This window comes from Streptomyces sp. NPDC041205 (assembly GCF_055591765.1).
Map to the genome: position 1 here is coordinate 1178454 of NZ_JBVIZH010000002.1, position 13574 is coordinate 1192027.

At 72.4% G+C, this 13574-nt stretch carries 11 protein-coding genes and 1 riboswitch; of the genes, 4 read left to right on the plus strand and 7 right to left on the minus strand.

From position 1 onward, the window contains the following. Positions 1-91: 91 nt before the first annotated feature. A complete protein-coding gene (gene pcrA / locus ACZ6BG_RS12205) occupies positions 92-2605 on the minus strand; it encodes a DNA helicase PcrA (RefSeq protein ID WP_468999800.1) in 2514 nt (837 codons plus the stop codon). Between the two features lie 286 nt (positions 2606-2891). Then, a riboswitch (cyclic di-AMP (ydaO/yuaA leader) is annotated at positions 2892-3048 on the plus strand. A gap of 8 nt (positions 3049-3056) precedes the next feature. On the opposite strand from pcrA, the gene ACZ6BG_RS12210 reads away from it, so the two are divergent. Continuing rightward, positions 3057-4289 (plus strand): C40 family peptidase, encoded by a 1233-nt coding sequence (locus ACZ6BG_RS12210; RefSeq protein WP_468450816.1) that lies wholly within the window; start codon positions 3057-3059, stop codon positions 4287-4289. A gap of 134 nt (positions 4290-4423) precedes the next feature. On the opposite strand, the gene ACZ6BG_RS12215 is transcribed toward ACZ6BG_RS12210, so the two are convergent. Next, positions 4424-4777 carry a hypothetical protein gene (locus ACZ6BG_RS12215; RefSeq protein ID WP_385711926.1) on the minus strand — a complete coding sequence of 118 codons (354 nt, stop codon included), beginning with the start codon at positions 4775-4777 and terminating at the stop codon, positions 4424-4426. Positions 4778-5300: 523 nt separating this feature from the next. On the opposite strand from ACZ6BG_RS12215, the gene ACZ6BG_RS12220 reads away from it, so the two are divergent. Then, a complete protein-coding gene (locus tag ACZ6BG_RS12220) occupies positions 5301-6359 on the plus strand; it encodes a C40 family peptidase (protein WP_468999801.1) in 1059 nt (352 codons plus the stop codon). Between the two features lie 54 nt (positions 6360-6413). Here the strand turns inward: ACZ6BG_RS12220 and ACZ6BG_RS12225 are convergent, their stop codons facing one another. Beyond that, positions 6414-7148, minus strand: coding sequence for a LuxR C-terminal-related transcriptional regulator (locus ACZ6BG_RS12225; RefSeq protein WP_468999802.1), 735 nt, complete (start codon positions 7146-7148; stop codon positions 6414-6416). Beyond that, entirely contained in the window at positions 7145-8434 is a 1290-nt protein-coding gene (locus ACZ6BG_RS12230) for a PspC domain-containing protein (RefSeq protein ID WP_468450810.1), read from the minus strand. Before ACZ6BG_RS12230 ends, ACZ6BG_RS12225 begins: the two co-directional genes overlap by 4 nt. A 332-nt stretch (positions 8435-8766) precedes the next feature. Between ACZ6BG_RS12230 and ACZ6BG_RS12235 the strand changes: the two genes are divergently transcribed. Next, a complete protein-coding gene (locus ACZ6BG_RS12235; RefSeq protein ID WP_468999804.1) occupies positions 8767-10104 on the plus strand; it encodes a PspC domain-containing protein in 1338 nt (445 codons plus the stop codon). Beyond that, positions 10091-10426 (plus strand): hypothetical protein, encoded by a 336-nt coding sequence (locus ACZ6BG_RS12240; RefSeq protein WP_468999805.1) that lies wholly within the window; start codon positions 10091-10093, stop codon positions 10424-10426. The genes ACZ6BG_RS12235 and ACZ6BG_RS12240 overlap by 14 nt, the downstream gene beginning before the upstream one ends. An 80-nt stretch (positions 10427-10506) precedes the next feature. Here ACZ6BG_RS12240 and ACZ6BG_RS12245 read toward each other — a convergent pair whose 3' ends face one another. From ACZ6BG_RS12245 to ACZ6BG_RS12255, 3 genes are all read right to left on the minus strand, one after another. Then, positions 10507-11034, minus strand: a complete 528-nt coding sequence (locus ACZ6BG_RS12245; RefSeq protein WP_468999806.1) for a DoxX family protein — start codon at positions 11032-11034, stop codon at positions 10507-10509. Between the two features lie 245 nt (positions 11035-11279). Further along, a complete protein-coding gene (locus ACZ6BG_RS12250) occupies positions 11280-12545 on the minus strand; it encodes a hypothetical protein (protein ID WP_468999807.1) in 1266 nt (421 codons plus the stop codon). Positions 12546-12765: 220 nt separating this feature from the next. Next, complete coding sequence (locus tag ACZ6BG_RS12255) at positions 12766-13551, minus strand: class II aldolase/adducin family protein (protein WP_468999808.1); 786 nt, start codon at positions 13549-13551, stop codon at positions 12766-12768. Between the last annotated feature and the right edge of the window lie 23 nt (positions 13552-13574).

A 13574-nucleotide genomic window follows, 5' to 3' on the forward strand; every position in this document is an offset into this window, starting at 1 on the left:
CCGAAGGTCGAAGCGACCCCCGAAGGGTGCAACTCCAGCCCCCGTCGCTGGAGTTGCACCTTGAGAGTGTCCCTCTTCCTTCGAGTGAGGGCTACAGCTTTTCCACCGGCGCGTACCTCAGCAGCAGCCGCTTCGGCTTCTCCGCGCCGAAGTCGACCGTCGCCTCGGCGTTCGCCCCGGTGCCCTTCACGCCGACCACCGTGCCGAGTCCGAACTGGTCGTGCGTGACACGGTCGCCGATGGCCAGCGAGACCACCGGCTTCTCCGACGCGCGACGGGTGGCGAAGCCCTGGGCGCCACCCGCGCGGGAGCGCGAAGACGACAGCGAGGCGGCGACCCCGGCCGCGGGCCCGGACGACGCGGGCGCGCCGACGGAGCCCGTCCGCTTCCAGTCCAGATGGGCCTCCGGGATCTCCTCCAGGAAGCGCGACGGCGGGTTGTACGACGGCTGGCCCCAGGCGCTGCGCAGGGAGGACCGGGTCAGATACAGCCGCTCCCGCGCGCGCGTGATGCCGACGTACGCGAGACGCCGCTCCTCCTCCAGCTCCTTGACCTGGCCGAGGGCGCGCATGTGCGGGAACACGCCGTCCTCCATGCCGGTCAGGAACACGACGGGGAATTCGAGGCCCTTGGCGGTGTGCAGCGTCATGAGCGTGATGACTCCGGAGCCGTCGTCCTCCTCGTCGGGGATCTGGTCGGAGTCGGCGACCAGGGCGACACGCTCCAGGAAGTCCGAGAGCGACCCGGCGGGAGCGGCGCCCTCCGGGGCGTCGGCGGCGGCCTCCGCGCCCTCGGCCGCAGTGCCCGCCCCCTCGGCGGTGTTGTTGTCCTGCTCGAACTCCAGGGCCACGGCGGCCAGTTCCTGGAGGTTCTCGATGCGCGTCTCGTCCTGCGGGTCGGTGGAGGACTGCAGCTCGGCCAGGTAGCCGGTCCGCTCGAGGACCGCTTCCAGGACGACGGCGGGGCCCGCGCCGGACTCGACGACGGTGCGCAGCTCCTCCATGAGGGTGTTGAAGCGCCGCACGGCGTTCGTGGAGCGGGCCGCCATGCCGTACGCCTCGTCGACGCGGCGCAGCGCCTGCGGGAAGGAGATCTTCTCGCGCTGTGCGAGGGCGTCGATCATCGCTTCGGCGCGGTCGCCGATGCCGCGCTTCGGCACGTTCAGGATGCGGCGCAGCGGGACGGCGTCCTCGGGGTTGGCGAGGACCCGCAAGTACGCGAGGACGTCGCGGACTTCCTTGCGCTCGTAGAACCGCACGCCGCCGACGACCTTGTAGGGCAGGCCGACGCGGATGAAGATCTCTTCGAAGACACGGGACTGGGCGTTCGTGCGGTAGAAGATCGCCACGTCACCCGCCTTGGCGTCGCCCGCGTCGGTGAGGCGGTCGATCTCATCGGCGACGAACTGGGCCTCGTCGTGCTCGGTGTCCGCCACGTACCCGGTGATGCGGGCGCCCGCGCCCGCGTTGGTCCACAGGTTCTTGGGGCGGCGGCTCTCGTTGCGCTCGATGACGGCGTTGGCGGCGGTCAGGATCGTCTGCGTGGAGCGGTAGTTCTGCTCCAGGAGGATCGTGGTCGCGTCCGGGTAGTCCTCCTCGAACTGGAGGATGTTGCGGATCGTGGCGCCGCGGAAGGCGTAGATGGACTGGTCGGCGTCACCCACGACGCACAGCTCGCCCGGTTCCTGATCCTCTCCGGAGGGGCCCACCAGCTCGCGCACGAGGGCGTACTGCGCGTGGTTGGTGTCCTGGTACTCGTCGACCATCACGTGGCGGAAGCGGCGGCGGTAGTGCTCGGCGACGTCCGGGAAGGCGCGCAGCAGGTTCACCGTCGTCATGATCAGGTCGTCGAAGTCCAGGGCGTTGGCCTCGCGGAGGCGCGACTGGTACATCGCGTACGCCTGGGCGAGGGTCTTCTCGAAGCCGTCGGCGGCCTGGGCGGCGAAGTCCTCCTCGTCGATCAGCTCGTTCTTCAGGTTCGAGATCTTGGCGCTGAAGGACTTCGGCGGGAACTTCTTCGGGTCCAGGTCCAGGTCCCGGCAGACCAGGGCCATCAGGCGCTTGGAGTCCGCGGCGTCGTAGATCGAGAAGGAGGACGTGAAGCCCAGCTTCTTGTACTCCCGGCGCAGGATGCGCACGCACGCGCTGTGGAACGTCGACACCCACATCGCGCCCGCGCGCGGGCCGACGAGCTGCTCGACGCGCTCCTTCATCTCGCCCGCGGCCTTGTTCGTGAACGTGATCGCGAGGATCTGGCCGGGGTGCGCGCCGCGCTCCGCGAGGAGGTACGCGATGCGGTGGGTGAGCACCCGCGTCTTGCCGGATCCCGCGCCGGCGACGATGAGCAGCGGGGAGCCCGCGTGCACGACGGCCGCGCGCTGGTTCTCGTTCAGGCCGTCGAGCAGCGCCGCCGGGTCGATCGCGGGGCGGGGGGCACCGTCCCGGTAGTACGCGTCCCGGGGTGCGGGCGCGTCGAACCTCCCTTGGAACAAGTCGTCCGGAACGGGCTCCGGAGCGCTGTCCTCGGGCGGCGGCGGGGGTTCCTCGTCGTGGCCCTGCGAGGGCTTGAGGTCCGCCAGGAAGCTGTCGTCAAAGAGGCTGCTCATCGCCTCCCGAGTCTAGGCGGCCCCACTGACAACCCGCCCCGGGTTCCACGAGGCCGCCCTGAGGCCGCCCCGAGCCCGCCCGGTTCCGGCCACGCCCGCGCTGCGCGCCCGGGGAGTAACGCTGCGCCACGACCTCGGCCGTCCGCGTCAGCACGGCGCCGAGGGCCTCGTGAAGTCACGAAAATGTATCGGGCATATCGAACATCATCCTTCCCTCGTGCCACGGGAGTTGGCTAGCGTGCTGCGCGGGCCGCACGTCCCCCCACCGGCGATCCCCGCCGGTCACGCGCGGCCTCCGCCGAGTCCGACGTGTTCGGAGCCGGGGACCCACCATGTTCTTTGGGGTGAATCCGCTCCGTACGACGTACGCAGCGGTAGGGCAGCCTTCCGGAGCACCCGCCCGAACCCGACAGCTAACCCGGTAGGCGGTCCACGGAAGGAGTCGCCAGCTTTGGCGTCGCACCGCAAGCCGCGCAGCCGCTCAGCCCTCATACGCACGACCCCGGCCCTCGGCATCACGACGGCCGCCCTGACGTCGGTGGCCCTGCTGTCGCAGAGCGCGAACGCCGCGCCGGCCGCCCCCGCCGAGCCTGGCAAGCCGAGCCTCGAAGAGGTCCAGAAGAAGGTCGACGACCTCTACCAGCAGGCCGGAGTGGCCACGCAGAAGTACAACTCGGCCAAGGAGCGCACCGACAAGCAGCGCAAGAAGGCCGACCGGCTCCTGGACGACGTGGCCAAACGCACGGACCGGCTGAACGAGGCACGGCAGGAGCTCGGCTCCTTCGCCGCCGCGCAGTACCGCACCGGCGCCGTCTCCGAGACCGCCGCGATGATGCTCGCCGACGACCCCAAGGGCTTCTTCGACCAGAACCACCTCGCGGACCGGCTCACCAGCCGCCAGAAGAAGGCCGTCGACGACTACCAGACCCAGCAGGTCGCGGCGACCAAGCAGCGCACGAAGGCCACGAAGAGCCTGAAGTCGCTGCAGGACTCGCGCGACGACCTCCGGTCGAGCAAGCGGACCGTCCAGACCAAGCTGACCGAGGCCCGCTCGCTCCTGTCGAAGCTGACCGCCGAGGAGAAGGCGCGGCTCGCGGCGATCGAGAAGCGCAAGGAGGAGGCCGCCAAGCGCAAGGCGGCCGAGCTGGCGCGCAAGCAGGCCGCGGAGGAGCGCGAGCGGAAGGCCAAGGAGGCCGCCGAGCGCCGCGAGCGGGAGCGTGAGCAGGGGCAGGAGCAGGGCTCGGGGTCCGGCTCGGACTCCGGGGCGGACAGCGGCTCCGGGGCGGGCTCGGGCTCGGACACGGGTTCCGGCTCGGGTGCGGGCAGCGGATACGCGGCCAAGGCCGCGAAGGTGATCGCCTTCGCCGAGAAGCAGATGGGCAAGCCCTACGTGTGGGGCGCCACGGGGCCCGGCTCCTACGACTGCTCCGGGCTCACGCAGGCGGCCTGGAAGACCGCCGGGATCTCGCTGCCGCGCACCACCTGGGACCAGGTGAAGGTCGGCACGACCGTGCCGACCTCCCAGGCCAAGCCCGGTGACCTGGTCTTCTTCTACGACGACATCAGTCACGTCGGGATCTACATCGGCGACGGCAAGATGATCCACGCCCCGAAGCCGGGCGCGAACGTCCGCGTCGAGTCGATCTACTACATGCCGATCCACAGCGTGGTCCGGCCCGCGTGAACCGTTAACCCTCTGCGCACGTAATCGCTGTCTACGTAGAGCTACGAAATTGCCCCGCACGCGCGCGTGCGGGGCAATTCGTGTCGGACCTGTCGGACCTGTCCAGACCTGTCAGACCTGTCGGAGGGCGGCGGTCACGTCCAGAGCACCGCGATGAAGATGTTCGCCGTCGTGAGGCCACCGACCGCCCCGAACATCCCCTTGTCGACCTTCTCCTCGTCCCGCTTCACGTACACGAGCCCGAGAATCACGATCAGCAGCGCGAGCTTGATGCCGATCTTGAGGTTGTTGACCGTGTTGTCGTCCGCCTGGTTCAACCCGACGAGGGCGACTCCGGTGATCAACATGGTCAACGCGCCGTGCAGCATCGCGGGGCTGAACCGGGCCGTGCCCTCGCCCATCGCCTTCATCTGGGTCAGGAAGCCGCCCAGGAGCGAGGCGATGCCGATGATGTGCAGGCCGACGAAGAGATGGATGAGTACGTCCATGGGGCGGAGCCTAATTCCCGGCGCTCGGCGCGAGCCGGGCGGGTCCAGTCGGTCCCGGCGGGGCCAGGCGGGGCGGGCGGGGCCAGGCGGGGCGGGCGGGGCCAGGCGGGGCGGGCGGGGCCGGGCAGTCGTCCCGGTCGCCGGGGCCGCGGCGTCCGTCACCGAGCGGCGCCGTATCACCCACCACCGAGAAGGCGGGCCACAAACGCCACATCGGTCACGCGCGCCGCGAAACCCGCCACCGCACCCCGGCCGCGCCGCTCGAATCCGTTCACTCCTCGGCACTCATCCGTCGTTAGCGCACATCGGGTCACGAAGCGGTGACAGTCAGGTTTAGCGTCCTCTGCCAGGTGACCGACTCCCCACCACCACCCCGTCAGGGGCGGCAGTCGGCCACCTCCGCCGAGAAAGTCCGACGGCGTCCCGCTCCCCTGTGCGAGCGCCGTCGGACCGGCACCGCAGCGGCGTCAGGCTCGGCGGCACCGGTGGGGGCCCCGGCCACAAGGAAGGACGTGGAGCCTCCGTGGCAGCGCACCGCAAGCCCAAGCAGCGCTCGCTCAGCGGCCATACGGCCCGTACGGCCGCCACCCTCGCCCTCGCGTCGGCCGCCACCGCGACCGCCTTCGAGGGCATCGGACACGCGGAGCCCCGGCTCACTCCCAGCGAGGTGAAGGACAAGGTCGACGAGCTCTACCGCGAGGCCGAGGTCGCCACCGAGAAGTACAACGGTGCCAAGGAGAAGGCCGACAAGGCCGAGCGGTCCCTGACCGACCTGCGCGACGAGGCGGCCCGCAGGACCGAGAAGCTCAACACGGCCCGCCAGGGCCTTGGTTCACTGGCCACCGCGCAGTACCGCACCGGAGCCATCGACCCGTCGGTGCAGTTGGCGCTCTCCTCCGACCCGGACCAGTTCCTCGACCGGGCCTCTCGCGCCGACCGCGCGGGCCACCGCCAGGCCGCCACCGTCACCGACGTACGCCACCAGATCCGTGAGCTCGACCAGCTGCACACCGAGGCGGACGGCACGCTCGACGACCTCAAGTCCCGCCAGGCGGACCTGCGGAAGCACAAGAAGACCGTGACGGGCAAGCTCGCCGAGGCCAAGCGGCTGCTCGCGCGGCTGACCCGCGAGGAGCGCGCCCGCCTCGCCGCGGACGGAGCGGGCGGGGACTCCGACCGGGCCTCGCGCGTCGCCTCCCGCGGTCCCGCGCCGGGCGCCTCGAAGGCCGTCGGCTCCCGCGCCGCGGCGGCCGTCTCGTACGCCTACAAGGCCCTCGGCAGCCCCTACGTCTGGGGCGCCACCGGCCCGAGCGCCTTCGACTGCTCCGGCCTCACCCAGGCCGCGTACCGCGCCGCGGGCGTCTCCCTGCCGCGCACGACATACGCCCAGATCGACGCGGGACGGCGCGTCTCCCGCGCCGAACTCCAGCCGGGCGACCTGGTGTTCTTCTACTCGGGCATCAGCCACGTCGGCCTCTACGTCGGCGACGGCAAGATGATCCACGCCCCGAACCCGAGCGCGCCGGTCCGCCTCGCACCCATCGACCAGATGCCGTTCGCCGGGGCGACGCGGGTGGGGTGAGCCCGCCCCGCCGTGGTGCGAGCCCGACCTTGCCGTGGTGCGAGCCGACCGCCGTCAGACCAGGCGCCGCGCCGTCGCCCACCGCGTCAGCTCGTGCCGGTTGGAGAGCTGGAGCTTGCGCAGCACCGCCGAGACATGGGACTCGACCGTCTTCACGGAGATGTAGAGCTGCTTGGCGATCTCCTTGTACGCGTACCCGCGGGCGATGAGCCGCAGCACCTCGCGCTCGCGCTGCGTGAGACGGTCCAGGTCCTCGTCGACCGGCGCCGCGTCCGTCGACGCGAACGCGTCCAGGACGAAACCGGCGAGCCGCGGCGAGAACACCGCGTCGCCCTCCTGGACCCGGAAGATCGAGTCGACCAGGTCCGTGCCGGTGATCGTCTTGGTGACATAGCCGCGGGCGCCGCCGCGGATGACCCCGATGACGTCCTCCGCGGCGTCCGACACCGACAGCGCGAGGAACCGCACCGGGTTCTCCGCATCCGCCATCAACGGCGCGCACCGGCGCAGAACTTCGACCCCGCCGCCGCCCGGCAGGTGCACGTCGAGGAGCACCACCTCGGGGCGCGTCGCCGTGATGACCGTGACCGCCTGGTCGACGTCGGCGGCCTCGCCGACCACCTCGACGCCCGTGCGCTCCGTCTGACCGATCTCCGCCTGCACGCCGGTGCGGAACATCCGGTGGTCGTCGACCAGGACGACCCGCACGCGCCGCCCGGCCCCGCCCGCCTCGCCGCCCCGCTGGACGTCGGCCTCCGTCGGTCCGCCCTCTTCGGTCGCGTCGCTCATGTCGCCGCCGTCCTCTCCATCTCCAGCTCGACTTCCGTGCCCCCGCCCGGCACCGCGCGCAACCGCGCCGTACCGCCGTTCCGCTGCATGCGGCCGATGATCGATTCTCGTACGCCCATGCGGTCGTCCGGCACCGCGTCCAGATCGAAGCCCGGGCCGCGGTCCCGCACGGACACGAAGACCGTCTCCCCCTCGACTTCGGCGAAGACCTGCACCGCACCGCCCTCGCCACCGTACTTGGCGGCGTTCACCATCGCTTCCCGCGCGGCCTGCATCTGCGCCGTCAGCCCCTCGTCGAGCGGGCAGTCCCCGACGACGACCACCTCGATCGGGACGCCGTGCTTGTCCTCGACCTCCGCGGCGCTGCGGCGCACGGCCTCGGCGAGGGTGTCGGGCTCCTCCGCCTCGTCCTTGCCGGTGCCCTCCGGCTTGTACAGCCAGGCGCGCAGGTCGCGCTCCTGGGCGCGGGCGAGGCGGCGGACCTCGCCCGGACTGTCCGCGTTGCGCTGGATCAGGGTCAGGGTGTGCAGCACCGAGTCGTGCACGTGCGCGGCGACCTCCGCGCGCTCCTGGGCGCGGATGCGCATCAGCCGCTCCTCGGAGAGGTCCTGCGACATCCGCACGAGATAGGGGCCCGCGAGCAGCGCGATCCCGACGAGCACGGCGAGCGCCGCCTGGAGCGCGGCGCCGAGGTCGGACGCGGAGCCCCGCAGGACGAAGATGCCGGACACGCCCACGCCGACGAGGACCACTCCGGCTGCGGTCCGGGCGATCGTCAGCGTGCGCCGTCTGCGGCCGACCTCCATCCAGCGGGCCCTGCGGGCGTTGTCCGCCTGGCGCCAGACCAGTGCGACACCGGCGGCGACGAGCAGGGTCGGCCAGAGATAGGCCTGCGTCGGGCCTTCCAGGTCGACGCTGCCGACGAAGACCATGACGATGATGACCATCGCGGCCAGCGCGACGATCTGGCCCTTGTCCGGCTTGCGGGCGACCAGCTTGCGGCGGCCGTCCGGGGACGTCTCGGTGGACACCACGGCCGGTCGCTGGGCGCCGCCGACACCGCCGACGCCCAGGGGCACGAAGAACCAGAACGCCGCGTAAAGCAGCGCGCCCAGGCCGTTGTCGAGGAACAGGCCGATGAAGATGATCCGCACCCAGATCACGGGCAGCCCGAGATGGCCCGCGAGGCCGCGCGCGACCCCGCCGAGCAGGCGGCCCTCACCGCTGCGATAGAGCTTCCGCAGCGGCCGCTCGTCTTCGATGGGTACAGCTGCGGCTTCCGGCATGTGTCCGATGTTCACACGCGGGCGCGTGCGGGGGCATCAGGGTCGAGCCCCGAGACTCCCCTGATCTCTCGGCACTCCCCTGATCTCTCGGCCGGTCCGGCGCCGGTCCCCTGTCGGTCCTGCGCCGGTCCCCCGGCCGGTGCGCCGCCGCGTTTCCGACCGACCCGCCGCTGATCTCCCGGCCGGTCCGCCGGGGCTCCCGCACGGGCTTCCCGGGCCGGCCCGGGGCCGGGGTCAGGGCTGTGGGCTCCGGGGCGGTCAGGGACGATTTCAGGGTTGGGCCAGGGTTGTCCCGGCTGCCGCGGCGGGCGCCTGGCCGTCACCATGGACTCATGACAGATCAGCAGCCCGCGTCGGGCCCGTCGGCCCCGCCGCACGAGACCGCCACCGCCACGGCCGCGGAGCCGGGCGGTCCGGAGGCCGTGCGCGAGCCCAAGCTCCGCCGCGACCGCCGGCACCGCAAGCTGGGCGGCGTGTGCGCGGGCCTCGGGCGGCACTGCCAGATGGACCCGGTGATCTTCCGCATCGGCCTCGCGGTGCTCGCGATCACCAGCGGTCTCGGTCTGGTCTTCTACGGCTTCGCGTGGCTGTTCGTGCCGTACGACGACGAGGACGAGAACGAGGTGCGCCGCCTCCTGACCGGCCGCGTCGACGGCCACGCGCTGACGGCCGTGCTGTTCGCCCTGGTGGGCTGCGGTGTGTTCCTGACCCTGCTGAACAACAGCGACGCGCTGACCTTCGCCGCCGTCCTCGCCCTGCTGCTCGCGGGCGCGGGGTACTGGTCGCAGCACCGCGGCGCTCCCGACCCCGACCCGGTGGCGGTCCAGGCCGTGGCGGACGCGCCCCCCGAGACCCTGGCGCCGCCGGTGGCGAGCGGCCCGTCGTGGTGGCGCGACCCCCTCACGAAGGGCACGGGCCCGGAGGGGATGCCGAAGTACTTCTGGGGCCCGGACCCGGTCGCGGTGGAGTATCGGCCGGACGCTCCGCACTCCCCCGCGGGCCGGCGCAGCCCCGCCCCCGAGCCGACCGGCCCGCGTGGGCCGCGCTGGCTCGGCGGCTGGGTGTTCCTCGCCGCCGTGCTCGCGGGCTGTCTCGGCTCGTCTCTGACCTGGGAGGACGAGCCGCTCGGCACCAGCCTGCAGACCGGCTTGGCCTGCGCGCTCGCCGTGCTCGGGCTCGGCATCGCGGTCAGCTCCTTCCTCGGGCGCACGGGCGCGGGGTCGATCGTCCTCGCGGTGATCACAGCGGGCCTGGTCGCCGGCGCCGCCGCCCTGCCGAAGAACATCACCACGGACTGGATACGCACGGACTGGCGTCCGGCCGCCACGGCGGACGTCCGTCCGACGTACGAGATGGGCACGGGCGTGGGCACGCTGGACCTGAGCCGGATCGACCTCGGCAAGGACCAGACGGTGAGCACGAGCGCGGAAGTCGGCGCGGGCCGCCTGAAGGTGATCGTGCCGAGCGACGCCGAGGTGCGGCTGCGGGCCGAGGTGGGTGTCGGCGACATCCAGTTGCCGGACGACAAGAGCAAGGACGTGGACGTGGAGCCGGGCAAGGAGAAGTCGGCGACCCTGGCCCCGCCGCGGGGCGCGAAGGACGGCGGCACGATCGAGCTGCGGCTCGAAGTCGGCGTCGGACAGGTGGAGGTGGCACGTGCTGCGTCATGAGTTCCAGCCCGGCAGGCTGGTGGCGGGCTTCTTCCTGGCGGCGGCCGGCCTGGTGTTCGCGGGCGACGCGGGCGGGCTGTGGGACACCCCGTGGTTCGTGATGATCCCGATCGTGGTGGGAGGTCTGTTCCTCGCGGCGGCGACGGCGGCCGTGGCCCATGGCATACGCAAGGCCCGGCGACCCCGGGCGAAGGACCCGAGCCGTCCGGCGGCCGGGCCCGCTCCGGACAGCCCGGAGGCCCCGGCGGCCACCGGCACCCCGGCGAGCGCCGAGGAAAAGGCACCGTCCAGCGGCTCCGGCGCGCCCTCGGACAGGCCCTAGGCGAGCCTCGGACAGGCCCAGCCCGGCTTCGGTCTCGGCCTCGGCTTCGATCTCGGTCTCGGTCTCGGCCTCAGGCAGCCCTAGCCCAGCCCCAGTCCTCTGGAGCTGCGGCGCTCGGCGAGCCAGGCGTCGACGGAGAGGTAGGACGCGCCGGCGAGGATCAGGGGCAGCCAGGCCATCAGGTACGGAAGGTCGTTGCCGTAGTAGTAGGGCTCTTCGTGCCAGCTCATGGTCAGCCAGAGGCTGAGGGAGATCAGGGCGCCGCCGAGCGCGGCGATCCGGGCGAAGAAGCCGATCAGGATGCCGATGCCGACGGCGAGTTCACCGAAGGCGATGGCGTAGCCGAAGCCGACGGGGCTCTTCAGGGCCAGGTCGACGAGCTCGGGGAAGGCGGCGAGGTCGCGGACGCCGCGCATGGTCTCGCCGATGGACCCGACGCCCTTCGCCTTCATGAAGGCGCTGTCGGTGATCTTGTCGAGGCCCGCGTAGATGAAGGTGACGCCGAGGAAGACCCGCAGGGGGAGCAGGGCGTATCGGGTGGCGTTGTCGCGCCAGTCGTTCCGCCTGGCGTAGCTGGTGTGGCTGTCCGTGCGCATGCCGTGAGCCATGGTTGTCCGCCGCCTCTCCCGCGCCTCGCCCGTTGCCCCGTCAACTGACCATACGTACGAGAGGGAGCCGCTGCTCAGTGGCGTGCGGCGGATTCCTCGACGGCTTCCGGGAGACCGCGGAGGGGGCGGGGTTCCGGGGGACTCGGGAGGGGGATGCGCATGCGTCCATTCGGAGCGGTCCGGGTGGCCGGGCGAGGTGTGCGGGGAGAGGTGCGGCGGGTGGCGGGGGTGGTGGTGCGGGCCGGTCAGTCGGTGACGTCGATGGTGCAGCGGTTGGTCTCGACGCCCGCGGCGGTGACCACCTGGACGTCGACGCGGCCGGGCTCGACGTCGACGGGCACGGGGACGGTCAGGACGGCGTCCGTGGGGTTGGTGAAGCCGCCGGGGACGGGGACGAGGGGCACATGGACGTGGACGGTGCCGATGCGGACGGCCATCCGGGCAAGGCGGTCGGCGCTGCCCGCGCCGGGCGGGACGAAGCCGGCGCCGCGGATCTCGATGTCGTCGCCGGTGCGGATCGGGGCGTCCAGGTCGCCCGCCTCGCGGGAGCGGACGACGGAGAGGATGACGGGCCTGCCGCCTTCGGCGTACTTGCCGGCCAGGTACGTCGCGGCGGACACGAGGACCAACAGGGCCAGGCCCCATGGCAGGTCGGGCAGTTGCTCGGGGCGGCGGGCGAGCCGGACGGCGACGAAGACCACGGCGACGGCGGTGACGAGGACGTACTGGACGTCGGCGAAGTGGCCGCGGCCCGCGTCGTCGGTGAGGAGGTCGGCGGCGCGCGGCCGGTCGGCGCGCACCTTCTGGAGCCGCTGGGCGAGGACGCGCAGGCCGACGACACGGCGTACGAGCACGGCGACGCCGCAGACGACGGCGAGGACGGTCACCAGTCCCGCGGCGCGGGCGAGCTTGAGGCCGTCGACGAGATCCTCGCGCGCGTCGTGGCCGGAGGCCGCGGCGAGTTCGCCCGCGAGGACGAGCACCGCGAAGACGACGAACAGCACCCAGCAGGCGGCCACCGCGCGCGAGGTGGAGAGCCGGTTGTCCTCACCGATGACGGGGGCGATGACGCCGCCGCGGGCCCGGTGCAGATACGCGGCGCCGCTCAGGGCCGCGGCGACGACGAGCGCGGCGAGCAGCCCGGCCGTGCGGGCCGTGGTCCAGCCCGTGCCGACGGCGGTGAGGGCCTGGACGAGCAGCAGGATCAGCACGCCCACCCAGACGACGGCGAGCGTCCGCGGCCACAGCCGGGTGAGCCAGGCCTGGCCCTCGGCGCGGCCGCGTTCGGCGACGGTCCGCGCGGACTGGGTCAGCTCGTCCGACACCCACTGGCGGGAGGCGCCCGCGGAGTGGACGACGGCCGCGGGCACGCCGTGCCCGGCCGCGAGCTCGTCGCGCTTGGCGAGGAACGCGGCCACGGCGCGCCGGTGCCCCTCGCGCGCCCCGTGCGGGGAGTCGCCGCACGCGCAGCCACCCCCGTGCGCCCCCTGCCTGGCTTCCTGCACCGCCACCGCGTACGCCGCCTTCCCCACCCTTGACCGAAGCCACCGCGGGACGCGCGTCCGGATCTTCGTTCGGTCGCGCGTCCGTGAACTTCCTTGCGGTGTTTGGGAATTGTGCCGCACGGACGCCTGTGCGTGTTCCGCGGGTCAGGTCAGCACGGGTGGTCCGGCGGCGCGTTGGTTGACGCCGCGCGCGGGCGGGCACGTGTGTGCGGGCGGCGGGGTGGGGTCAGGTGAGCAGGTCGGGCTCCGCACGGGTGATGTCCTGCCACAGCGGCTGGTAGTTGATCCAGGCCACGAGGTCGCCGCCGAGCTGTTCACGGGTCTCGACGGCCTGCTTGTGGCCGATGAGCACCGGGCGTCCTGCGGCGCGGGCGGCGAGCTGGATCTGGCAGGAGCGCTCCATGGAGATGAACCACCAGGCGGCGGCGTCGACGGAGCCGCCGACGGTGAGCAGCCCGTGGTTGCGCAGGACGAGGGCCTTGTGGTCGCCGAGCGCGGCGGCGATGAGGCGCCCTTCCTCGGCATCGACGGTGACGCCGGTGTAGCCGTCGTACAGGGCGTGGCTCTCGTAGAAGGCGCAGGACTCCTGGGTGAGGGGGTCGAGGAGTTCGCCGAGCGCGGCCAGGGCGCGGCCGTGCGTGGAGTGGCAGTGCGCGACGGCGACGGCGTCGGGGCGGGCGCGGTGGACCTGCGCGTGCACGGTGAAGGCGGCCTGGTTGACGTGGTGGCGGCCCTCGACGACCTGGCCCTCGGCGTTGGCGAGGACGAGGTCGCCGACGGTGATGTGCCCGAAGGGCATGCCGAAGGGATTCACCCAGAAGCAGTCGTCGTACTCGGGGTCGCGCGCGGTGATGTGCCCCGACACCCCGTCCTCGTAGCCGAGGCGGCCGAAGATCCTGAGAGCGGCGGCGAGACGCTCCTTGCGGTGGCGCCGCTCGCCCTCGGGCGTCTCGTGCGCCGGCGGCATCGCGAACTGCAACCGCTCGACGGGTATGGGTGTGGGCGCCTGCATGTGTCCTCCGTCCCTGGCCGTAC

Excerpts from the sequence above, each read along its gene's own strand:
- pcrA (WP_468999800.1), bottom strand. The coding sequence starts at position 2,605 with ATGAGCAGCCTCTTTGACGACAGCTTCCTGGCGGACCTCAAGCCCTCG.
- ACZ6BG_RS12230 (WP_468450810.1), bottom strand. The coding sequence starts at position 8,434 with ATGCCGGAAGCCGCAGCTGTACCCATCGAAGACGAGCGGCCGCTGCGG.
- ACZ6BG_RS12215 (WP_385711926.1), bottom strand. The coding sequence starts at position 4,777 with ATGGACGTACTCATCCATCTCTTCGTCGGCCTGCACATCATCGGCATC.
- ACZ6BG_RS12245 (WP_468999806.1), bottom strand. The coding sequence starts at position 11,034 with ATGGCTCACGGCATGCGCACGGACAGCCACACCAGCTACGCCAGGCGG.
- ACZ6BG_RS12255 (WP_468999808.1), bottom strand. The coding sequence starts at position 13,551 with ATGCAGGCGCCCACACCCATACCCGTCGAGCGGTTGCAGTTCGCGATG.
- ACZ6BG_RS12225 (WP_468999802.1), bottom strand. The coding sequence starts at position 7,148 with ATGAGCGACGCGACCGAAGAGGGCGGACCGACGGAGGCCGACGTCCAG.
- ACZ6BG_RS12235 (WP_468999804.1), top strand. The coding sequence starts at position 8,767 with ATGACAGATCAGCAGCCCGCGTCGGGCCCGTCGGCCCCGCCGCACGAG.